Origin of the sequence: Candidatus Clostridium radicumherbarum (assembly GCF_045310525.1) — a bacterium.
GTDB classification, from domain to species: Bacteria; Bacillota; Clostridia; order Clostridiales; family Clostridiaceae; genus Clostridium_AT; species Clostridium_AT radicumherbarum.
The window spans coordinates 597,712-621,923 of record NZ_JBJHZY010000002.1 but is presented as its reverse complement, the minus strand read 5'-3'; the positions used below and the strand labels follow the sequence as shown (position 1 = coordinate 621,923).

Sequence of the window (24,212 nt, the reverse complement as noted above, 5' to 3'; positions counted from 1 at the left end):
ATTATTAAAATACCTTGAAAAATAATTATAAATGGTATACAATGATATTAAACATTAACAAATGATAATTAATATTCAAGCTTTAATGGCTGATATAATCTAGCGTAATAGGGTCAGGCCTAGCGTTATACATTATATTATAGGCATCTTTTTGCGCAGCAATATAGCTGCGTAAGAAGATGCCTAATTAATGCAAAAGTGGAAGGACGGGGGATTTTTATATGTATAAACTTTTAGCAGTTGATATGGATGGTACATTACTAAATAGTAATAAAATAATTTCCAGTACTAATAAAGAAGCAATTAAAAAGGCCATAAAAAAGGGTACTAAGGTTGTTATAACCTCTGGAAGAGGACTAAAGGGTCTGGAAAACTATCTAAAGGAAGTGAATTTAACAGGAGAAAATCAATACCTTATTGCAAATAATGGCGGCACAATTTACAGAACTAGTGATTTTAAATGTATTGCTTATAAAGGCTTAAGGGGCAAGGACTTTAAAAAAGTTCATTCATTAAGCAAGAAATTTGGACTAAATATGATCGGATATACCCATGAAGGTGTAATTGCAGCAGAAGAAAATGAACTTTCAAGGTTTGAGACAAAGTTTGTTGGAACTCCTGTTAAAGTGGTTGATATTGATGCAGATCTTGAAGATGGGGCTGAGATTGCAAAGATATTATTATCTCAAACAGAAGACATGCTTCCTCAAAAAATACAGGAACTGCCAAAGAAATTTTTCAGTGACTATAATGTGGTACAAACAATGCCAATAATATTAGAAGTAATGGATAAAGATTGCAATAAGGGCTATGGTGTAAAAGTCTTAGCAGATAAGCTAGGGATTAAAAAGGAAGAAGTTATATGCATAGGGGATCAAGCTAATGATATTGAAATGATAACTTATGCTGGACTAGGAATAGCCATGGGAAATGCTATTGAGGAAGTCAAAGCTGCAGCACAATATATAACTTCAGACAATGATGATGATGGAGTTGCAAAAGCCATAGAAAAATTTATACTGTAGGCACCTGTGTGGCATGGAATGGTTCTTGTGAATCATTAGCATGTCCATCGTTAATAATAAATAAAAATGCATGCATATAATTTCCGATTTTTATATGATATAATATAGTTATGAAGAATTACTTTAAAATTTCTGCAACTAAAGGCATTAGTTTAATTTAAGAAAATGCTTTTATATGGTTATGAAATTAGGATTAATGCGCAATGTTAGAGACTTCAAAACAGAGGTCTCTTTTTTGTAAGGCTGTTTTTTTCACAAGATAGACAAACTCTTTAATATTCAACTATAAAAACAGCTTTGAATAAAGAAGGTGAGCGGATAAATGAAATTTATTAATTCAGTAATTAAAAGGCTATCATCACTTATTGTGGTAATAATATTTTTCAACATAAGTATTAGTAATGTTAAAGCGGAACAACTGATAAATAATGAAAGTTACAAGACAAATAAACAGATTATGCCATTTATTCCTAAAGGCTTAGAAGTAGACTCCAAAGGGAATATTTACATAGGTTTGGCTGGAGAAATAAACATTTACAATGCTTCAGGAGTCTTTAATAATAGCATTAGAGTTAAAACTTATGGAGTTTTTGAAATGAAAATAGACAGTAATGACAATTTAAATGTTGCTCTTGTTAGGGAAGATAAGATAATAGTTTATAATAAGGAAGGTTATATAACACAAGAGAAAGAGGATTATGATAATAAAGCTTATTATGAATATAAAATGGCTGATAAAATAAAAACAGATTCGAAAGGAAATAAATATGAGCTAAGTAATGTTTTGGGATATACAAAAGTAATAAAAATTACTCCAGATGGAACACAGAATATAATATATAAGATTCCATTATTATTATGGGTATTAAAAGCATTTATCCCTATATTTTTATGATTTTTTTCGTAATAGTAATATTGGTTTTTGTAAGATTAAAGAAAGATTAAAAAAGACTGATAGTTACAATATAATAAAACTAAGGAGCAAAAAAAATGGCTTTAAGAGAAATACTCTTATTAGGAAATGGAAGTTTGTATAAAACCTGTAAAGAAATATTAAAAGAAGAAATTGATTAAGCTAAACAAATTAGTTACTGATTTACATGATACAATGATGGCTTTCAGAAAAAAATACGGATTTGGAAGGGCAATAGCTGCAACTCAAATCAATGAACCATTTAGAATAATATATATCAATTTTAATGACAGCTCAATAATTTTAATCAATCCAATACTTAAGTTTTTTGATGATGAAGAATTTGAAATGTGGGATGATTGTATGAGTTTTCCCGGGGTAGAAGTTAGATTATATAGGCATAAGATGTGCAAAATTTATTACAAAGAATTGGAGTGGAAGGATTGCGTTTTAGAGGTTACTGGTGATTTATCAGAGTTAATACAACATGAGTATGATCATCTTGATGGCATATTAGCTGTTCAAAGAGCAATTGATTGCAAGTCATTCAGAATAAATAAAGATAAGTCAGAGTGCTTTTTATAAGGAAATTATGTAATTGCAAGGTACAAGGAGCGCATATGAAAACTTTTAAATTATCATTTAGAACATATAAATATGTTTTAATAATGTTTGCAGGATTAGCATTAGTAAGTTTACTTTATAGTACAATATGGTCATGGTTATTTGTTATTTCTTCTTATATATTTGGTATACTGGTTATAATTGATTCAATTAATACAAAAATAATTGTTGAAGAAGATAGATTAATTTATAAGCAATCTTTTAGGACAAGAGTTATATTTTGGAAAGATATAAAAGCTGTTATATTTGAAAAAGGCATGGAGGATTTCCAAATCACAGTATGGCTATTAACATCTGAAGATATGGCAGTCTATAGACCACTTAGAACAATAGGTATTAGGTATCTTATAAAGGATTATGAAATATTGATTAGACTTATTATTGAGAGGTGCAAAAACAATCCCAATATAAATATTGAAAAGAGGGTATTGGAGTTAATATTACCGGTTAACTGATAATAAAGGTGGATTTATTATGAAGAATAGTTTTGTTTATACTTTCAGGAGTAATAGGTTTATTATCACAAAATAATTTTAAAAAATAAGGATATTATTAATTTTGAAAACGCTATAAAGGAAGTCAAAGAAGAAGCTCAATATATAACTTCAGACAATGATAATGATGGAGTGGCAAAAGCCATAGAAAAATTTATATTGTAAGTGACTTTTAAGCTAAAATATCACTTACAATCATTATTGTTTAATTAAATAAGATTTTGCAATATGGTGCAACTTGTTTACAGTATAGAATTTTATCTTCGGCTTTTTCAGTCATGTTCATTTTTAAATATACTTTTGCAAGACAAGAAGCAATTAAAAGTTTATGAGGTATTTGAGATTTCTTGTAATAGGCTTCCAAAGACTCAATTAAATTATTGTCTAAATTACCATTTAATAATTCGCCAATTATTATATATGTTTTAGAAATGCTTTGTTCTATTTTTTTGCCAGGAATCGGAATTGATATATTTCCTAACTTTTCATTTAACCTTGATAATCTTAGACCCTCTTCATAGTTTTCTGATTCTAGATAACAAACTGTTGCTTTAACCAACAGCTCTTGAGATTGGACGTATGGATTTCTAGCATTCCAATTTATCTCATTTAACATTTGCTTAACTTTATCAAACTCGCCATAAAAGCAACATATTAAACATTTACAGGATACTAACACAGCGTCATTATCACTAATTTTTGTATTTGTTTTACTAAAAATGTTATCGTAATAATTTAATAGTTCTCTAGAAGTTTCAGTTTGGAATCCCTTATATATGTATTTTTTATTTTTATTGAGAATGAAATAAATATATACATATACAGCTAGTATAATAGCAACGATTATTAAGATAATATCTAGAATATTGCCATCTGCATTTTTTTTATAAATAATAACAAATGTAAGCATACATAGGGTAGCTAATACTTTAACCAAAATTTTCAACCAAGGTTTTAAAAAATATAAATTATTTTCTTCCATCTTCATCCCCCTTAAACTAACTCATAAAAAATCAATTTTAATTTTATAATACAAATAATAAATTATTATCTGTATCTTTAAATAAAGTCAAAAAAAGACTAACTTAGATAATTATAACACATATTAATCTTTAAATATCAAATTTACAAATTTCAAAGAATCTTAAACCGCCTGCTTGCAGGGAAATTGAGATCATTTCAACAAACAATGAATATTTAAAAGGAGGCAATCTTAAGGTATAGTTGTTAGGGAAAAGTAACTAATAGTATAATATATATAGATATTAGTTAATCACTCATCAATAAATTTATAATGGATTTGTATAATGGAGGGTATATTAATATGGATCTTACAGGAAATAAAATTTATATTCGCTTTTTTGAGAATTCAGATGCAGAAGCTTTACTTGATTTGCATGTAAGAAATAGTGAGCTATTTCAGAAATATTCCCCGACTTATGCTGACGACTACTATACACTTGATTCAAAACGCAAATATATTACTAACTCAATAAAGCATAGGGAAGAAGACAAAAGTTATAGCTTTGGTATTTATTTAAAGGATAACGGGAAATTGATTGGTGATGTGGATCTGTTTAATATAGCTCGAGGTGCACTCCAAAGGTGCTTAATTGGTTATTCGTTGGACAAGCAATATAATGGTAAGGGGTATACAACAGAAGCAGTCTCTTTAGCAGTTGAATTTGCGTTTAATGAATTAAAACTACACCGCATCGATGCAGGTGTTATGTTAAGCAATGTAGGTTCTATGCGAGTATTAGAAAAGGCAGGTTTTCATAGGGAAGGGATAGAACAAAAGGGTGTAAAGATTAATGGTCAATGGGAAGACCATCAGACATTTGCTATCATTTCTGATAATATCTAATATGTGGCACGAGAAACGTCCCCATGCCACTACAAATTAACAAAAAACACGCATTAAAGCGTGTTTTTTTGTTAGCAGCAGATTATTTACTTATATTTCACTTTGACTAAAGTAGTGTGTTTAATTGTTAGTCAGTATTGTTATGCTTTCTTATAAAAAATACTAATAACATTTTAGTTATTAAGCATATATTATATCGAATAAAAAGATTTTATTTGAAAGAGAGAGTGCTACAAGTGAAAGGAATTATTTTAGCAGGTGGCTCAGGTACACGTCTTTACCCAATAACAAAATCAGTGTCAAAGCAGATACTGCCAATTTACGATAAACCAATGATATATTATCCCTTGTCTGTTTTGATGCTTGCAAAAATAAAAGAGATTTTAATAATATCCACCCCAAGAGATGTTTCAATATTTCAAGACTTGCTTGGGGATGGAAGCCATATAGGACTTAGCATAGAATATGCCCTTCAATATGAGCCTAAGGGCTTAGCAGAGGCCTTTATAATAGGTGAAAAGTTCATTGGAAAGGATAATGTATGTTTAGTACTAGGAGACAATATTTTTTATGGCTTTGGTTTTTCGGAGAGACTTCAAAATGCAGCTGTAAGAAAAGATGGAGCTACAATTTTTGGCTACCATGTAAGTAATCCGTCAGAATTTGGAGTGGTGGAATTTGATGAGGCTTTTAATGCCCTATCAATTGAGGAAAAACCATTAAAACCAAAATCAAGCTATGCAGTACCAGGACTTTATTTTTATGACAATAATGTAATTGAGATTTCAAAGAAGCTTAAACCATCTGACCGTGGAGAATTAGAGATTACAGAAGTTAATAATGAATATTTAAAAAGAGGCAAACTTAAGGTAGAGCTATTTGGAAGAGGCATGGCTTGGCTGGATACAGGAACCTACAGCGGACTCTTAAATGCAGCAAACTTTGTAGAAGCAATTCAAACAAGACAAGGGCTATACGTGTCCTGCATAGAGGAAATAGCCTATAGAGAAGGTTTCATTGATAGTGAGCAGCTTAAGAAATTGGCAGAACCCTTAATGAAAACAGATTATGGCAAGTATTTAATGAAGCTTGTTATATAGCGGGTGATGGATATGAAAATATTAATTACAGGAAGCAAAGGTCAGCTAGGAACTCAAATAACAAACATTATAAATGCTAAGGAATCGGAGCTTGGAAAAATAAATACAGTATACAATGATGCTTTAGTAAAGGGCATTGATTTAGATGAGCTTGACGTAGCTGATTTAAATGATGTACGAAGGATAATATTGGATTTTGCACCAAACCTAGTGATTAACTGTGCGGCTTATACAAATGTAGATGGTTGTGAAGCTAACGAAGATGTGGCCTTTAAAGCAAATGCAATAGGACCTAGAAATTTAGCAATGGCCTGTGAAGAAATTGGGGCTAAGCTTGTACACATATCCACTGATTATATATTTGCAGGCAGAGGAGATAAACCATACAGAGAATATGATTTAGCAAATCCAATTAATGTATATGGAAAAACGAAGCTCTTAGGTGAAAGATATGTGCAGCAGCAGTGTAGAAAATATTTTATTGTAAGAACTGCATGGCTATACGGCTTAAGCGGAAACAATTTCGTAAAGACCATACTAAAAGCAGCAAATGCAAACAGCAGCTTAAATGTAGTAAATGATCAAAGGGGAAATCCTACAAATGCAGAAGACTTAGCTTATCACATACTAAAGTTAGCGCTTACAGAAGAATATGGTATATATCATTGTACAGGTTCTGGAGAATGTTCATGGTATGATTTTGCATGTAAAATTATAGAATATTCAAAGCTTGACTGTACAGTAAAGCCAGTAACTACAGATGAATATAAGAAAATAGCTATGAGGCCAGCTTTCTCCTCACTTGATAATATGATGCTTAGATGCACAATTGGGGATGAAATGAGACCTTGGCAGGAAGCTCTTAAAATGTTTATAAATAATTTAAGTAAATAGGTGGGAATATGAAAACTTATTTAGTAACTGGCGGTGCGGGATTTATTGGATCAAATTTTATCATTTATATGTTAAGTAAATTCAAGGATATTAAAGTCATTAATATAGACAAATTAACTTATGCAGGAAACTTAGAAAATTTAAAAGCTGTGGAGAATAATCCTGACTACAGCTTCCTTGAAACTGATATCTGTGACAAGGAGGCAATAATCAATATCTTTAAAGAATGGGATATTGACTATGTAGTTAATTTTGCAGCAGAATCACATGTGGACAGGAGTATAAAAGAGCCTGAGGTATTTGTGAAAACTAACGTACTTGGAACAGTAAATCTACTAAATATTGCAAAGGATAATTGGCAGGAAGGAACTAGCTTTAAAAAGGGTAAGAAATTCCTTCAGGTTTCTACTGATGAAGTATATGGTTCTCTTGGAGAAACAGGTTATTTTATGGAAACTACACCCCTTGATCCACACAGCCCATATTCTTCAAGCAAAACAGGAGCTGACCTTATGGTAAAGGCCTACTATGATACCTATAAAATGCCTGTAAATATTACTAGGTGTTCAAATAATTATGGCCCGTTTCAATTTCCAGAGAAATTAATACCATTAATAATAAATAATTGTTTAGGTAAAAAATCACTTCCTGTTTATGGTGATGGATTAAATATAAGAGACTGGCTATATGTAGAAGATCACTGCAAGGCAATTGATATGGTAATTAGAAGAGGAAGGCTAGGAGAAGTTTACAATATAGGCGGTCATAATGAAAGAACCAATATTTATATAGTAAAAACAATCATTGAATATATTAATAAAAATTTAGAGAGTGAGGTATCTGAGAACCTTATTCAGTATGTTGGGGACAGACTTGGCCATGACAGAAGATATGGTATAGATCCTACTAAAATTAAAGAAGAACTTGGCTGGTTCCCTGAAACCACCTTCGAAGATGGAATTAAAAAGACAATAAAATGGTACTTGGATAACAAGGCTTGGATGGATAATATAACAAGCGGCGATTATCAAAATTATTATAAAAATATGTATGAAGGAAAATAAAAAATGGATAAGTTTAATATATTAGAAACTTCTATAAAAGGTGTTTATACAATAGAGCCTAAGGTTTTCGAAGACAAAAGAGGTTACTTTTTGGAAACCTACAATTATGAGGATTTTAAAGCAGCGGGGCTTGGTATGGTGTTTATGCAAGATAATCAATCAAGCTCCTCAAAGGGAGTTCTTAGGGGGCTGCATTTTCAAAAAAATCATCCTCAAGGAAAGCTGGTAAGAGTTATAAAAGGAGAAGTATTTGACGTGGCAGTAGACCTAAGAAAGGACTCTGAAACTTATGGAAAATGGGTTGGAGTTATATTAAGTGAAGAGAACAAAAAGGAGTTCTATATACCGGAAGGCTTTGCACATGGGTTTCTTGTACTATCAGAAACTGCCGAGTTTTGCTATAAGTGTACTGAGTTTTATCATCCTGAAGATGAAGACGGAATAGCCTGGAATGATCCAAAAATCGGCATTAAATGGCCTATAGGTAATATCAGTGAAATAATTCTATCAGAGAAGGACAAAAAGTGGAAAGGCATGTTATGAGTAAATAATGTGGCATGAGGAAATTTCTCGTGCCACATTAGCATGTCCAGATTGATTGCTAAGGTATGTATTACAATGAGCATATTCCTTATTTCATATGTTAATATTTGGATTTGTAATTTTTTATTGTATAATGTTATAAAGGAATAATTTTTACTTAATTAATTTTTAGAATAGCTTACCAGCGGGTATTGTTTTATTTTTAATGATAGCCATAATTAATCATATATGTTATGGAGGAAAGTATATGAATATAACTAGAAGAAATATAATTGCTCTTACTTTACTCATTGGTCTTATTGCTGCTTATTTTTTATATGTAGGAATATTAAAAGGAGATATAGTTTTTAATTCTAATTTTCAAAGGTATGTTGAAAAAGTAGCTGGAAAGCAAATGAGTATAAAGAAAGAATTAAAAGTCACATATTTTAATAAAAATTATACAATTGTATTAAGTACTCCTAAAAATAAAGATGATGAATTATATGCAAATTGTTTTGAAGAAAAAATGAGAGGCTTGTATTATAAGCCAACTTATGGTGCATTTCAAGGAAAAAGTAATTCCTTGTATGGAATGATAGATCACTTTATGAATAATGAAAATAATGACCAATTTTATGTGGTTTATGGATATAATAGAGATTTGAAGGCGGCAAGTTATGAGGTAAAAACAAACAACGGTGGGTTAATTAGCATTGATATACATGATGAAACATATTTTTTAAACACCTATAAAGATATTGTATATCCAGTTATCTTTTTTAGAGATAGTAACAAAAATGATATCAGTAGAATTTTTTATGGTAGCTAAAGTTAAGCTTTATAGTTCATTTATTGAATTAAACCTAAGTGACATATGAGATGGGGACGTTTCTTGTGACACAGCAGCATCTCCATGGAAGGCGATGTGCATGTCCGCAGAAGCTTAGTGCCAAACTCAGGCTGCTAAATCTTTAGCTGGATTAAGATCAAAAAAGCCTTGGGGGGGTTAATACTATGAGAAAAATATTTGCAATCTTATCATTGGCCGTTGTTCTACTATTGACAGGATGTACATCTAAGCCCATTCCTGCCTTAAAAGGCGGCTATCAAAGTGATAGAGAAGGGGTTGGCTACGTAGTTTTAATATCATTTCAACCAGATGACAGTGGTTTTGTTGAATATATTGACAGCAGGGAGGTTGATAGAGGCACTTATAAAAAAATTGAAGATAATTTATATCAAATTAAAAGTAACAAGCAAGATTTTGAAGTTGCATTAAATGCTAAAAACGCATTTAACATTATAATTAAACAGCTTAATAATGGGAATCCAATTCAAATGAAGAACATAAGTACTACTCCAGGATATTTTAAAAATCCATATGGTGATGAAGACAAGTATAAGGCTTTATTAGAGGACAAAGATAAAACTCAAACTTCTCCAGTAACAGTAGAAGATAATAAACCTGCTGCAAAGTCAGGAATTGACTGGAAGTGTGTTTACATTGGTTCATTAATACAAAAAGATATGCCTGATATTAAATATCAGATAGTATTTAATAATGAAGATGAATGGAGAAAATATGCTAATGATAACCTGCCTAACTCAATTGTTGATTCGGTAATTAAGAATGTAGACTGGGATAAAGAAGGAATAGTAGTGCTGCAGGGTTATGCTGCAAAAGGATACTTTTCCTTTTTACCGCAAGTTTCGGATGTGAGAATTGAAAATGGCATGTTAAATGTGCAGTATGAAAATAATTTAGACACATCAAAAACATACTATGTTAGGTCTGCAGGCTACAATGAAATAGTTAAGGACATTTATATGATATGCCTAAATAAATCTGACATAGGAAAACTTAAAAAATAATATTCAGATTTATCTAGGCAGATTTTACACATTAGAAATCAATATTTCTAATAATGTCTGAGCAGGTTACAGTTATTTCAACATACATTCAATATGCTTCTAACACCTTATAGTGTTTGCTTGCAGGCGGTAACTGTAATTTCTAAGGTTCTAGAAAGAAATGGGCACTTTTCTTTCATTTTGTTAAAGTTATCTCCTTCTTTTAGAAACTTGGCATTGCCTTCAATTAAGAAGCCAGTTCCCATATATCTATAGCCCGCTACTTCTCTGCTGCCAAGAGTTAATTTAACCTTTGGGTTGGCATTAATATTTTTCTCTGTAACAATCATTCCAGCTGCAGGAATTAAAATTTTATTGTCATCTGTAACAATTAAATAGCTGTTCCACGTATTGGCAACATGAGCTTCATTGTTAGCACAAGTTACGATAGAAACTACGCCTTCGTGATTTAGTACCTCTAAAAACTTTTCTGTAAACATATTTTATATTCCTTCTTTCCTCAAAATGTGGACAATCTGTATCGTGGATAATAATTGTCTATAATTAGAATATAATTATTTTCATTCGGTGTCAATGGAAACATTTTGTAAGAGGGTATAATAACAGTATCTTGAATGAGTATAAATTATAAGATATTATTATTAAAAGACTATATACCAAGGAGCAGGAAAAATGAAATTTTCAATTGGAGTAGAATATGCAATACATTGTTTATTATATATGGTGAACTTAGAAGAGGGTAAATCAGTAGGAATACGGGACTTAGCCACCTTTCAGGGAGTCTCTGAAACATACTTGTCAAAGGTTTATGCAAAATTAAGCAAGGCCGGAATTATTAAATCCATACCTGGGGTAAAAGGTGGTTATGCACTAGCTCGGAGTGCTGAAGAAATAACATTCTGGGATGTTGTTGAAGCAGTAGAAGGAAGTGAACCATTTTTTCAATGTGCAGAAATCAGGCAAAATAATATATTATTAGATAAGGATAATTTACCGGACACAGTTACAAAGAGTCCTTGCACAATAAAAGTAGTAATGCTAGAAGCAGAAAATGAAATGAGAAAGTATTTAAGTAATAAGACTATAGGGTGGCTTTACAATGAGGTATATAATAAAATACTTCCAAGTGACGTGGCAAAATCTACAAATGAATGGTTTATTGATAAAAGAAAGTAAAAGAATGGTGTAGATACTTTGCTATTAAATTAGAATCCTGTGTATATGCCGTAATTGCGATTATGTACCTTTTTTAGATAAGTAGAGGGACAAAAAACAGCGTTAATATATGTGAATATTAACGCTGTTTTTATGTTGTTATTTATGATATTTTTTATTTTACACCTTATTACTTACAAGTTGAAAATACTACAACTTAAATATAAAATAATAGTATCCTTATAAACAATAAATTTATATAAGGCAAATGAATAAAGGGGTGGTACCGTTTTTGTGTTACGCCCGTTGAAAGGATGTGAGATAGATTATTGGAGAAAGAATTTAAAGGGGATTTTGTACATTTGCATGTACACACTGGATACAGCCTTTTAGATGGCTCTGGAAAAATTCCTGACATGATTGCCCGGGTAAAGGAGCTCGGCATGAAAAGCATAGCAATAACAGACCATGGAACCATGTATGGCTGTGTAGAATTTTATAAAGAAGCAATGGCTCAGGGCATAAAGCCAATTATAGGCTGTGAAACATATGTAGCGGCAAAATCCATGTACGATAAAACAAACAACAAAGAAAATGAAACACATCATTTGGTTTTACTAGTTAAAAATGCAGTTGGCTATCAAAACCTAATGAAGATTGTTTCACAGGCTTCCATTGACGGATTTTATTATAAGCCAAGGGTTGACCATGATTTTCTAAGGGAGCACAGCGAAGGAATAATAGCTTCTAGTGCATGCCTAGGAGGAGAAGTTCAATCTTATATTCTAAATGGAAACATAAAAAAGGCGAAAGAAACTGCACTGTTATACAAGGATATATTTAAAGATGGCTTTTATTTAGAGCTTCAATATCACTATTTAGATGAGCAGCTTAAGGTAAATGAAGAACTGCAAAAGCTTTCCAAGGAGCTGGATATCCCTTTAATATGCACCAATGATGTTCACTATATAAATAAAGAGGATGCAAAGGCCCACGACATTCTATTATGCGTTCAGACAGGTAAAACTGTAGAGGATGAAGATAGAATGAGATATCCTTCCACTGAGTTTTACCTAAAGTCACCTGAGGAAATGTATAAGAATTTCTCCTATGTGCCAGAAGCCATAGAAAACACAGTAAAAATAGCTGAAATGTGCAATTTTGATTATGAATTTCACGTTTCCAAGCTCCCTAAATTTCCACTGCCTGAAGAGGTTGATCCCTATATTTACCTAAGGGATACCTGTTATAAGGGGTTAGAGGAAAGATATGAGGAAATAACTTCTGAACTTAAAGACAGGCTCGAATATGAGCTTGGGGTTATTAAAAATATGGGTTATGTAGATTATTTCCTTATAGTGTGGGATTTTATTAGGTTTGCAAGAGAAAGTGGAATACCGGTTGGCGCTGGAAGGGGGTCAGCAGCAGGTTCATTGGTTGCTTATACCTTAGGAATTACTAAAATAGATCCTCTTAAGTATGGATTGATTTTTGAGCGTAAAGAGATGCGCTCTTTAAACTGGGTGAATTGCTGGAAAGCTAAACTTGAAAAAGCATGCTAATCAGCAGCCAAGCTTGGGAATGGCATAACAGTACCAAGATGGTTCAGAGACTAGAGAGATGAATAGCCAATTAATAATTCTCTCCAAGAGCGCCCAGTAAGCAAGATGTATTTTTGAATAAAAAAGCTGTAAGTGAAGATAATAAATTCAGAACATATATTCTTGTTTAGTGATATAGTCCAATCTGGGTTGGAAGTAACCAACAGATGAAAATGAGGGAAATCTCCAGAGCACAGGATAAAGAGCCTGTGGTTAATAACTAATGTTCTTAAATCCAGATAGAGTATCTATGCCAGATTAAGAATTAATTGTTATAACAAGGTATATTGTTCAGGTTGAGGTGTAAAAATGAGAAGATTTGAACTTGATCAATATAAAAGTGAAATTATAAGGTTATATGTTGAAGAAAAGTTATCCTGTAAAAAAATTTCCTTAAAAATTAATGCAAGTTTATGTGGTATTTACGATGCATTAAGAAGATGGGGAATAAGTACTCGAGATTTATCATTGAGTCATAGAGAATACAAAGTTGATGAAAATTTCTTTGATATTATTGATACTGAAGAAAAAGCTTATTGGTTAGGATTTATTTATGCGGATGGATATATAAGTTTACCAAATCATTTTGGGATAGCTTTAGCAAAGAAGGATATAGGACATTTACAGAAGTTGTTAATACACATGAAGTCGGATTATCCTTTAAAAAACTATCAAAGCAAAAGTGATTATGGCAAAACTGAATATACAAGATTTTTAGTAAATAATTCAAATATATTTAATCAACTTAAGAATAAGGGCGTTCATCTTAAAAAGTCACTAATTTTGGATTACCCTAATGAAGACATTCTGCCAAAACAATTATATAGACACTTTATAAGAGGGTATTTTGATGGTGATGGTAGCTTGATTTTATCAGTACATTCAATTAATTTTAAAATCTGTGGGACTAAAGAGTTTTTAACAGTATTAATAAATATATTCAATGAAATTTCTGATTATAAATTTCAATATAAATTATTCAAAAGAAGAAATGATGATAAAAACAACTATTATATATCATATGGTGGTAAATATAAAATTTATCCAATTATGAATTATCTCTATGAAAATTCAAAAATATATCTTGATAGAAAAATGGAAAAATATTTGATATTAAAGAACTTGTATAACAATTAATCATAGTCGTGCACTTTAGAAATATTGTGCTTAAAGAGCCCTGAATTGCTGGAAAGTCCTGAGAGCCTCATAAACCACAGCGAAAGATTGAGAGAAATCTAAGTGTAAAGGTGGCTTGACCATAAAAATTATGAGGATTTAAGTTAGTCAGACTTTACTGGATAACCAGCAGCCAAGTCTTGAAGAGAGAAAGGTCCAACGACTAGTGCAGGGGCACGTAGGGGTGAAATTTTTACCTCGAAGCGGGGCAACCTAAACCGTAAAGGTCGGTAGGTGAAGATATAGTCTATACCCACTACCTATGTAGTGCTAAAGTATCTCGAAAGAGAGGGTAGTTTAGATAGATTCTGACTTTTGTTACGAAAGAAGACAAGAAGTAATAGATTACGTTGTTGATAAATATGGAGTAAACAACGTATCACAGATAATAACCTTTGGAACCATGGCGGCCAGGGCCTGCATCAGAGATGTTGGAAGAGCCATGAACTATTCCTATGCTGAGGTGGATAAAATAGCTAAAATGATTCCAACAATGCTTGGGATAACCATAGATAAGGCATTAACCATAAATCCAGAGCTTAAGGCTGCCTATGATGATGACATGAGAGTGATGGAACTTATAGATGTATCTAGATCGCTTGAAGGGTTGCCAAGACATTCAGGAACCCATGCTGCCGGAGTTGTAATAGCATCTCAGCCTTTAGTAAACTATGTTCCAATGCAAAAAAATGAGGGGAATATAGTAACTCAATTTACAATGGGAACACTGGAAGAGCTTGGACTCTTAAAAATGGACTTCTTGGGCTTAAGAACCTTAACCGTCATGAACGATGCTGTTGAAATGATTAAGCAAAGCAGCGGAATAGAAATAGACTTAGACAAAATAAACTTTGAAGATAAAGAAGTTTACAAAATGGTTGGTGAAGGTAAAACTGTTGGCGTATTCCAGCTTGAATCTCCAGGTATGACCTCCTTTATGAAGGACCTAAGGCCAGATAACTTAGAGGATATCATTGCAGGTATAAGTCTTTACAGACCAGGCCCAATGGCCGAAATTCCAAGATATATAGAAGGAAAGAAAAATACTGATAGAATAGAATATGTAACTCCTCAACTGGAAGAAGTTCTAGATGTTACCTATGGGGTAATGGTTTATCAAGAACAAGTAATGGAAATAGTTAGAAAGTTAGCTGGCTATTCCATGGGGAGAGCGGACTTAGTACGACGTGCTATGTCCAAGAAGAAACATAAGGTTATGGAAGAAGAAAGGCATAATTTTATCCATGGCATTGTAGGTGAAAATGGAAACATTGAAGTACCAGGCTGTATTCGCAATGGAATAAGCGAAGATGCGGCCAATAAAATATTTGATCAAATGATGGACTTCGCATCGTACGCCTTCAACAAAAGCCATGCAGCTGCCTACGCAGTAGTTGGCTTCCAAACAGCATACCTTATGAGATATTACCCAACAGAGTTTATAGCAGCAATGCTAAACAGTGTCATGGGTATTAGCGAGAAGGTAGCATTTTACATCAGATTTGCTAAAGAACTTGGAATAGAAGTGCTTCCGCCAGATATTAATGAAAGCTACTCCAAGTTTACAGTTAAAGATGGGAAGATAAGGTTTGGAATGGCTGCTATTAAAAACGTAGGTATGAATGTTATTGATAGCATGGTTAAGTCCAGAATTGAAAAAGGTAAATTTACAAGCTTAACTGATTTTTATAATAAAATTGATGCTGCTCTTGTTAATAAAAGAGCCATTGAAAGTCTTATAAAGGCTGGCGCCTTTGACTGCTTTAAGGTATACAGATCACAAATGCTTGCTGTCTATGAAAAGCTTCTTGATGGCATTCATAGTGAAAAGCGAAGGAATATTGAGGGTCAGCTTAGCCTATTTACAGACTTTGCAGAAACTGCAGATGTTTTTGAAGTGAAGTTTCCAAAGATAAAAGAATTTGAGAAAAAGTATCTTTTAGCTATGGAAAAGGAAATGACTGGACTCTATATATCCGGCCATCCTCTTGAGGAATATGAAGATACCTTAAATCAAATGACCAATACAAGAATTTCGGAAATTGTTACAGGCGAGAGTCTTGAGGAAGGGATGCTAGAGGAAGCTCTTAAGATTAGAGATGGTGATAGGGTAGTAATTGGTGGTTTAATTGCTGAGGTCAACAAAAAGGTTACTCGAAAGAATGATATGATGGCCTTTATTAGGCTGGAAGACATGTATGGCGATATTGAAGTCATAGTATTTCCAAAGGTATTTCATGATTTCAAATATCTTTTAGAACCCGACAGTGTGGTCATTTTAAGCGGCAGAGTAAGCATAAGGGAAGAAGAACAGCCAAAGCTTTTATGCGAAAGAATTGAACCCCTTGTTAAACTTTCAAAGGAAAAAGTATATGTTTTAATAGAAAATGAAAGACTAAGAAAAGAAGCCTTCGAGAAAATGAAGGCTGTCCTCCAAAAAAATAAAGGAAACCAAATGGTGTATATCTGCACCAAAAAGGAAAGACAAAAATTTAGAGTAGATAGTGATTACTGGATTACCTTAAATGAGGAAGTCCTAGATTTTCTTAAAAAGGAATTTGGAGAAGACAACGTAAAAGTTCAGTAATGTGGAATGGGGACGTGTGGCACTGGGACGATACTTGATGCACTGAGGGATGCATGTGCCTAAAGAAACGTCCCTCTACCATACTGAAACACATTATTTGACAAATTACCTCAAATTACATGTTAAAATTCACAATATTAATTGAAATAATCATATCCATAGTTTAAAATATAATAGGATTAGTAGTATTAGTTTTAAAATCCTAATGGGACATAAATTGACCATGGTGGTTTAAAAATGATACAGCTTTCCATAAGATTAAAGTTATTTATTCAGTACCTCACAGTAATAAGGGACACTGGATTTTATATTAGGAGGAGTTTTATTATGAAGACTATTGGAATTTTAACAAGTGGCGGAGATGCGCCAGGAATGAATGCTGCCATTAGAGCTGTAGTTAGAACAGGACTAGATAAGGGCCTTAAGGTTATGGGAATACAAAGAGGCTACAGTGGGCTTTTAAATGGCGAAATTTTTGAGATGAATAGACACAGCGTTTCTGATATAATCCATAGAGGCGGTACAATGCTTATGACTGCCAGATGTGAGGAATTTAAGAAAGAAGAAATTAGAAAGAAAGCAGCACAGATTTTAAAGGTGTTTGGAATAGATGGACTAGTTGTAATTGGTGGAGATGGTTCCTTTACTGGAGCTAGGCTTTTATCTGAGCTTGGTGTTAAGACTATAGGAATACCAGGTACTATTGATAATGACTTAGCTTATACACAATACACTATCGGCTTTGATACAGCATTAAACACAGTACTAGATGCTGTTAATAAATTAAGAGATACCTCAACTTCTCATGAAAGAATCAGTATTGTTGAAGTTATGGGAAGAAACTGCGGAGACATAGCGTTATATGCCGGGCTTGCAGGCGGTGCTGAAAGCATTATAGTACCTGAAAAAGGCTATGACTTAGATGATATCTGTAAAACTGTTTTAGATGGAAAGCTTAAAGGAAAACTTCACAATCTAATAATACTTGCTGAAGGTGTTGGCGGTGCCAATGAGCTTGCAGAAAAAATCGAGGATATCACTGGCATAGAAACTAGAGCCACAATCCTTGGACATATTCAAAGGGGAGGAAGCCCTTCTGCCTTTGATAGGATTTTAGCTTCAGAAATGGGAGCTCATGCCGTAGAATTATTAGTACAGGGTAAAACTTCCAGAGTTATAGGAACTAGAGGCGGGGAAATAATGGATTTAGATACTATTGAAGCCTTAAATTTTAAGAGAACCTTTAATGAAAAATTATTTAATGTAGCTAGAGTTTTATCATATTAGAATGCATAACATAAATAATTGTTGTATACTATATGGGAAACAGAAGATTAGAGAATATGGAGCACACAAAGATTAATAATCTTTGCGTACCACTTAAAATAACAAAGGGGTTGAGAATTTATGAGAAAAACTAAAATTATTTGTACAATTGGCCCTGCAAGTGATAGTGAGGAGACACTATCAAAGCTTATAGAAGCTGGAATGAATGCCTCAAGACATAATTTTTCCCATGGAGATCATGAAGAACATAGGGTAAGAATGGAGCTAGTTAAAAAGCTTAGGGAAAAATACAAGAAGTCTATAGCAATAATCTTAGATACAAAGGGACCAGAAATCAGAACTGGAAAATTTGAAGGCGGCACAGTTGAGCTAAAGGAAGGGAGTCCCTATACAGTAGTCTGTGGGGAGGAGGTATTGGGTAACAATACTATATGTTCCGTAAGCTATGCTGATTTATACAAGGATGTTAAATTAGGAGATTTCATACTTATTGCTGATGGACTTGTTGGCCTTGAAGTAAAGTCAGTAGAAGGCAATAAAATTTATTGCACTGTAAAAAACAGCGGAACCCTTGGCAATAATAAAAATGTAAATGTACCTGGGGTTATTACTTCACTTCCTGCTGTTACTGAAAAGGATGAGGCTGATTTTAAGTTTGGAATTGAAATGGGCATAGATATAGTTGCTGCTTCCTTTATTAGGAAGGCAGCAGATGTATTACAAATTAGAAAGGTACTTCAGGAAAACGGAGGAGGAGATATCCTTATTTTCTCTAAAATTGAAAATCATGAAGGATTAAATAACATAGATGAAATTATAAAGTTCTCTGACGGCATAATGGTAGCCAGAGGTGATCTTGGAGTTGAAATACCTACTGAGGAAGTTCCTGTAGTTCAAAAGATGATTATAGAAAAATGTAATGAGGCAGGCAAACCTGTTATTACAGCTACTCAAATGCTGGATTCTATGATTAAGAATCCAAGGCCAACTAGAGCAGAGGCATCTGATGTTGCTAATGCTATATTTGACGGTACTGATTCTATTATGCTTAGTGGCGAAACTGCAAATGGCAAGTACCCTGTAGAAACTGTATTAATAATGTCCAAAATTGCTGAGCGTGCAGAAAAAGCTCTTAATTATGAGGAAAAGCTTAAAAAAAGAAGAAGAAATCATATTCCAAACGTGCCAAATGCTATTAGCCTTGCAACCTGTAATACAGCAATGGATTTAAAGGCTTCAGCAATAATTACGGCTACCCAAAGTGGTCATACAGCAAAAATAGTTTCTAAATTTAGACCAGAGTGTCCTATTATAGCAGTTACTCCTTATGATAAGGTAGCAAGAAAGCTGGCTCTTAACTGGGGTGTGTTCCCTATAGTTGCAGAAAAAACAGAGTCAACTGATGAATTAATTGATAAATCAGTAGACATTGCACTTGCAACTGGTTACGTTAAAAAAGGCGATGTTGTGGTAATAGCAGCAGGAATACCTGCTAATTACGTAGGCACTACAAATATGATGAAAGTACATATAGTTGGAGATATTCTAGTTCAAGGTAAAGCTAACGGAACTATTCACGGTTATGGAAATGCGAATGTAGTTAAGAACTTTAAAGAGGCTCAGCAGAATATTGAGGGCGGTGACATTCTTGTCGTAAAAGAGCTTGATAAAAATTATCTTGAGCTTTTAGATAAACTATCAGGTATAGTTACTGAACAGGAAAAAGTGGATTCCGAAATAATTATCGAGTGTATGATAAAGGAAATTCCATTAATATGTGGTGCACCAGATGCTTCAGAGATAATTAAAACAGGTTCTTTTATTACCTTAGATGTAAGAAGAGGAATTATATATAGCGGTAAGGTTAATTTAGTTTAATAGAGCTTAAATAAAAGAGAGGTTATGTGGCTAACACATAACTTCTTTTATTTTGGATTTAATATTTCTTTTAACTTCATAAGTTTTTTAATCTAATATTTTTTATTTCTACTGAAATATATTTATTGACTTAATGTGTAATGAGAAATACTTCAATTCCGCATTAAGTAACAACTCATGTAATGCCATTACTATTTACAATAAGTAAGAATTCATGTGAATGCCATTAATTTGTCATAAAATTAACAATATGTAAATTAAAGGTTGTTATTTTTTATACGATATATAAATTGAAGCCTTGTGCTTTATCTTTATAAGGCATGTGGATGAATTACTATTTGTATTAAGTAATAATTCATGTGGATGCCATTTAAATTTTTAATTTAAGATGGGGGTTACTATGAACAAGAAAATTATTTCAACATTTTTAAGTTTGACGATGGGTTTAACTATCTATTCGCCAATTGTTACCAAAGGTGCAGAGCCTTCAAAAATTAATAATAAGGCTCAAACCATTGAAAAGCTTAATAGCTTAAGTGATGGTAAGTTAAAACTAAGTGAAAAAAGTGGACAAGTATTCCTTACAGGAAATCTTTCAACGAAACAAGTTCCTGGAGAAAGTTCAGCATTGAAATTTATGGATGAAAACAAGTTTATATTTGGAATTGATAATGCTGCAAAGGAATTAAAAGTTACAGATGTTAAGAAAGATGAGTTAGGACACACTTACGTAAAACTTGAACAGCTTATTAATGGATTGAAGGTTGATGGAAGTACATTAAATTTACATTTTGATAAGAAAGGAGTTATCGTAAGTGTAAATGGTAAGCTAGAAAAAAATAAGTCCATAACTACATTGGGAAATGAAGCTGTTTCAGAAAGTGACGCAGTTGAAATTGCTAAAAAACAATTTACATATAAAAGCTTAAGAAATACTCCAAAAGCAGAAAAGATGATATTAACTAAAGATAATAAGAATTACGAAGTATATAAGGTTAATATTTTTTACATGGAGCCAACTATAGAAAATAATGATGTTTATGTTGAGGCTCATTCAGGTCAAGTTATTAAGACAGAAAGCAATTTAAGGTATGATGGGCCAGTATCTGGAACTGGTATAGATGTAAATGGAACCCAAAGGGACTTAAAATTGTATCAATCTGGAGCCTCATATCAAATGAAAGATTTAACAAATCCAGCGACAGCTGGCATCCGTACATATGACTCCAATCATGGCACTACAGAGGGAAATATTGTTTCTAATAGTACTAACAGCTTTAATAGCGAAGACTATAAAGCTTCAGTTAGTGCCCACTATAATGCAGAACAAGTAATTAATTTCTACAAGAATTTGTTTAACAGGAACAGCCTAGATAACAATGGAATGGCTATTAATTCCTTTACTCACTATGATAATAACTACAACAACGCTTTTTGGGATGGAGCGGAAATGATCTACGGAGATGGAGATAAAACTGAATATACTTATCTCAGTGGTGACTTAGACATTGTTGGACATGAAATGACTCATGGAGTAATAAGCAGCACTGCAGATTTATGGTATCACAATCAATCAGGTGCCTTAAATGAATCAATAGCAGATGTATTTGGTGTTCTTATTGAAACCTATAATAAATATAATGTAGCTAATGGAGGAAGCTGGAGCTTTAATCCTGCTGATTGGGTTGTAGGTGACGATGTATACACTCCAAATATCCCAGGAGATTCCGTAAGAAGCCTAGCAAATCCTACTCTAGATGGTCAGCCTGATAATATGAGTCATTATATAACCTCGGCAGACACAACAGATGAAGATAATGGTGGTGTTCATATAAATTCAGGTATACCTAATAAAGCAGCATATAATATTGCAAGCCTTATTGGAATGGATAAGACTGCAAAAATTTATTATAGAGCTTTAACAAATTATATGAGTACATATACAGACTTTGAAGGAGCTAAAGATTGTCTTGTACTAGCTGCCGCAGATTTATATGGGCAAAATTCTACGGAAGTTACAGCCATTAATACTGCATTTACTAATGTTGGAGTAATTGCCCCATCAATTGATGATCCTTATGAGCCTAATAGTACAATAGCTTCGGCATACCCAATAAATATAGGTACTACTTATCAGTCATACATTTCAACAAATACTGATGAAGATTATTATAAGCTTCATGTTACCGCTACTGGAGGCTTTAAGATCTTACTTTCAGATTTGCCTGATGATTTTGATTTAGATTTATATAATTCAAGTGGAGAATTACTTAAATCCTCGATTAATCTAGGTACCTTACCTGATAGCATTGAATTTGCTGGTAATGCAGGCGACGACTACTACATAAGGGTTTATACCTATGGTGCCTTTAGTACAACTCAAAAATATTCACTGCTTGTAACGAAAAAGGTAACTGGAGTAAGCTTAAATACAACTTCAGCAATTTTAAAAATTGGAGATAGTTTAGCTCTTCAAGCTGCTGTAAATCCATCAGATGCATCGGATAAGAATGTCACTTGGACTAGCAGTGATTCTACAGTAGCGTCAGTAGATAATACTGGTAAAGTTACAGCACTTAAAGAAGGTACAGCAGCTATAACCGTATCTACTGAGGATGGAAGTTATAGTGCAGTATGCCAGGTGTATATTAACCAACATGTTACAGGTATTTCATTAAATAAAACTAGTGTATTACTTAAACCTAACAGTCAGGAAACATTGTCAACTATTGTTCAGCCTTCATATGCTGCCAATAAAAATATAACTTGGAGCAGCAGCAACCCTACTGTGGCATCAGTAAGTAATGGCATAGTTAATGCTCTTAAGCCAGGTACAGCAGTAGTTACAGCAACTTCAGAAGATGGTGGTTATACAGCAGCCTGTACAGTAAATGTTGATAATGGAGTTTCATCAGTAGCTATAACAGGTACCAATATTCCACAGGGGGTAAATACCCAGGGCAGCCTTAAAAAAGGAGATAGTATAACACTAAGTGTAATAGTTAGTCCAAGCGACACCTTATTTGATAAAGGAGTTACATGGAGTTCTGATAATTCAGGGGTAGCTCAAGTTGACTCTAATGGAAAAGTAACAGCGCTTGCAAGAGGTACTGCTACCATAACTGCAAAATCGGTATCTTCAAATAATGCTGCCTACTGCAAAATAACAGTATCTGAGGATTCCTCCATAACAAACAGCAGATTAGGCGGAAAAGATAGGTTTGAAACAGCAACGGCTGTAAGCAGAGCCGGATGGACTACCTCTGATAATGTAGTTCTAGCTAATGGTTTAGGCTTTGCTGATGCATTAACTGGAGTTCCTATGGCATATATTAAAGATGCACCAATACTTCTTACTGAAGCAAATTCCATACCTAATGCAACTAATAGTGAAATTATTAGGCTTAATGCAAAGAATATATACATTCTCGGTGGAACTGGAGTAGTAGGGAAAAATATAGAAGATTCACTTAGGGCAAGGGGGTATAACGTAATAAGAGTATCTGGTATAAATAGGTTTGAAACAGCTATTGCTATTGGAAATGAAGTACTAAAGTCAAATAATACAGACACTGCAATACTTACAACAGCCAATGATTACCCAGATGCTCTAGCTATAAGTCCTTATGCGGCGATAAAAAAATATCCTGTTCTTTATACGGATACAAAGACACTTACACCAAGCACTAAGGCATTTTTAATAAAAAATGGAATTAAAAAGGTAATAATACCAGGTGGAGAAGGTGCTGTTTCCGCAGCAGTTGCAAATGAACTTACTAGCAACGGAATTACAGTAGATAGGACAAGCGGCATAAATAGATACCAAACTGCATTAAATATAGTAAATAAATATAAGGCTTCCTTTGACTATGACGTAATACTAGCAACAGGCCAAGACTTCCCGGATGCATTATCTGGCGGAGTACTAGCAGCTAAGAAGAAAATTCCTATCCTACTTGCAGAAAATAAAACTATAGATCCTGGTATGGCAAATTACATTAAGTCAAATGGTAGAATTACAATGTATATATTAGGTGGAACTGGAGTTATTCCAGATAATATTATCAGTAAATAAATGTTAATTTAGCTTAATTGTTTTTAAAGAATGCTGTTAAATCAGTATTCTTTTTTTACTAAAATGAAAGAAGTT

General features: G+C 33.0%; 17 protein-coding genes and 4 pseudogenes. 19 read left to right on the top strand and 2 right to left on the bottom strand.

The genetic code is table 11. From position 1 onward, the window contains the following. Positions 1–221 precede the first annotated feature (221 nt). The 5 genes and pseudogenes from ACJDUH_RS12685 to ACJDUH_RS12665 form a co-directional block, all read left to right on the top strand. Entirely contained in the window at positions 222–1,025 is an 804-nt protein-coding gene (locus tag ACJDUH_RS12685) for a Cof-type HAD-IIB family hydrolase (protein ID WP_406765569.1), read from the top strand. Between the two features lie 322 nt (positions 1,026–1,347). Continuing rightward, on the top strand, positions 1,348–1,920 hold the full coding sequence (locus tag ACJDUH_RS12680) for an NHL repeat-containing protein (RefSeq protein WP_406765568.1): 573 nt from the start codon (positions 1,348–1,350) through the stop codon (positions 1,918–1,920). 95 nt (positions 1,921–2,015) lie between these two features. Further along, positions 2,016–2,523: pseudogene (locus tag ACJDUH_RS12675) on the top strand (peptide deformylase). A gap of 35 nt (positions 2,524–2,558) precedes the next feature. Beyond that, positions 2,559–3,017 carry a hypothetical protein gene (locus ACJDUH_RS12670; RefSeq protein WP_406765567.1) on the top strand — a complete coding sequence of 153 codons (459 nt, stop codon included), beginning with the start codon at positions 2,559–2,561 and terminating at the stop codon, positions 3,015–3,017. Between the two features lie 108 nt (positions 3,018–3,125). Beyond that, positions 3,126–3,221: pseudogene (locus ACJDUH_RS12665) on the top strand (HAD hydrolase family protein); the annotation flags it as partial. A gap of 40 nt (positions 3,222–3,261) precedes the next feature. Here the strand turns inward: ACJDUH_RS12665 and ACJDUH_RS12660 are convergent. Then, positions 3,262–4,038 (bottom strand): hypothetical protein, encoded by a 777-nt coding sequence (locus tag ACJDUH_RS12660; protein ID WP_406765566.1) that lies wholly within the window; start codon positions 4,036–4,038, stop codon positions 3,262–3,264. A 342-nt stretch (positions 4,039–4,380) separates the two neighbouring features. Here ACJDUH_RS12660 and ACJDUH_RS12655 point away from each other — a divergent pair, with 342 nt between their 5' ends. The 7 genes from ACJDUH_RS12655 (at position 4,381) to ACJDUH_RS12625 (ending at position 10,378) form a co-directional block, all read left to right on the top strand. Next, entirely contained in the window at positions 4,381–4,923 is a 543-nt protein-coding gene (locus tag ACJDUH_RS12655; protein ID WP_406765565.1) for a GNAT family N-acetyltransferase, read from the top strand. Between the two features lie 236 nt (positions 4,924–5,159). Next, positions 5,160–6,023, top strand: coding sequence for a glucose-1-phosphate thymidylyltransferase RfbA (rfbA, locus tag ACJDUH_RS12650; protein WP_406765564.1), 864 nt, complete (start codon positions 5,160–5,162; stop codon positions 6,021–6,023). A gap of 12 nt (positions 6,024–6,035) precedes the next feature. Beyond that, positions 6,036–6,917, top strand: a complete 882-nt coding sequence (gene rfbD, locus ACJDUH_RS12645; protein WP_406765563.1) for a dTDP-4-dehydrorhamnose reductase — start codon at positions 6,036–6,038, stop codon at positions 6,915–6,917. An 8-nt stretch (positions 6,918–6,925) separates the two neighbouring features. Then, entirely contained in the window at positions 6,926–7,981 is a 1,056-nt protein-coding gene (gene rfbB, locus ACJDUH_RS12640) for a dTDP-glucose 4,6-dehydratase (RefSeq protein ID WP_406765562.1), read from the top strand. Between the two features lie 3 nt (positions 7,982–7,984). Then, positions 7,985–8,524, top strand: coding sequence for a dTDP-4-dehydrorhamnose 3,5-epimerase (rfbC, locus tag ACJDUH_RS12635; protein ID WP_406765561.1), 540 nt, complete (start codon positions 7,985–7,987; stop codon positions 8,522–8,524). A gap of 247 nt (positions 8,525–8,771) precedes the next feature. Then, a complete protein-coding gene (locus ACJDUH_RS12630; protein ID WP_406765560.1) occupies positions 8,772–9,335 on the top strand; it encodes a hypothetical protein in 564 nt (187 codons plus the stop codon). Positions 9,336–9,520: 185 nt separating this feature from the next. Further along, positions 9,521–10,378, top strand: a complete 858-nt coding sequence (locus ACJDUH_RS12625) for a hypothetical protein (protein WP_406765559.1) — start codon at positions 9,521–9,523, stop codon at positions 10,376–10,378. A 107-nt stretch (positions 10,379–10,485) separates the two neighbouring features. Here the strand turns inward: ACJDUH_RS12625 and ACJDUH_RS12620 are convergent, their stop codons facing one another. Then, positions 10,486–10,857 carry a pyridoxamine 5'-phosphate oxidase family protein gene (locus ACJDUH_RS12620; RefSeq protein ID WP_406765558.1) on the bottom strand — a complete coding sequence of 124 codons (372 nt, stop codon included), beginning with the start codon at positions 10,855–10,857 and terminating at the stop codon, positions 10,486–10,488. 193 nt (positions 10,858–11,050) lie between these two features. Here ACJDUH_RS12620 and ACJDUH_RS12615 point away from each other — a divergent pair, with 193 nt between their 5' ends. The 7 genes and pseudogenes from ACJDUH_RS12615 to ACJDUH_RS12585 all read left to right on the top strand — a co-directional run bounded on the left by ACJDUH_RS12615 (position 11,051) and on the right by ACJDUH_RS12585 (position 24,137). Continuing rightward, positions 11,051–11,554 carry an RrF2 family transcriptional regulator gene (locus tag ACJDUH_RS12615; protein ID WP_406765557.1) on the top strand — a complete coding sequence of 168 codons (504 nt, stop codon included), beginning with the start codon at positions 11,051–11,053 and terminating at the stop codon, positions 11,552–11,554. Positions 11,555–11,862: 308 nt separating this feature from the next. After that, positions 11,863–13,032, top strand: a pseudogene (gene dnaE / locus ACJDUH_RS12610) (DNA polymerase III subunit alpha); the annotation flags it as partial. 411 nt (positions 13,033–13,443) lie between these two features. Further along, positions 13,444–14,271 (top strand): hypothetical protein, encoded by an 828-nt coding sequence (locus ACJDUH_RS12605; RefSeq protein WP_406765556.1) that lies wholly within the window; start codon positions 13,444–13,446, stop codon positions 14,269–14,271. A 340-nt stretch (positions 14,272–14,611) separates the two neighbouring features. After that, positions 14,612–16,897 (top strand): annotated as a pseudogene (dnaE, locus tag ACJDUH_RS12600) (DNA polymerase III subunit alpha); the annotation flags it as partial. Positions 16,898–17,224: 327 nt separating this feature from the next. Next, complete coding sequence (pfkA, locus tag ACJDUH_RS12595) at positions 17,225–18,184, top strand: 6-phosphofructokinase (protein ID WP_406765555.1); 960 nt, start codon at positions 17,225–17,227, stop codon at positions 18,182–18,184. Between the two features lie 120 nt (positions 18,185–18,304). Beyond that, the gene (gene pyk, locus ACJDUH_RS12590; protein WP_406765554.1) at positions 18,305–20,062 is read left to right on the top strand and encodes a pyruvate kinase; all 1,758 of its coding nucleotides are present in this window, start codon (positions 18,305–18,307) and stop codon (positions 20,060–20,062) included. 400 nt (positions 20,063–20,462) lie between these two features. Beyond that, on the top strand, positions 20,463–24,137 hold the full coding sequence (locus ACJDUH_RS12585) for a cell wall-binding repeat-containing protein (protein WP_406765553.1): 3,675 nt from the start codon (positions 20,463–20,465) through the stop codon (positions 24,135–24,137). Positions 24,138–24,212 lie beyond the last annotated feature (75 nt).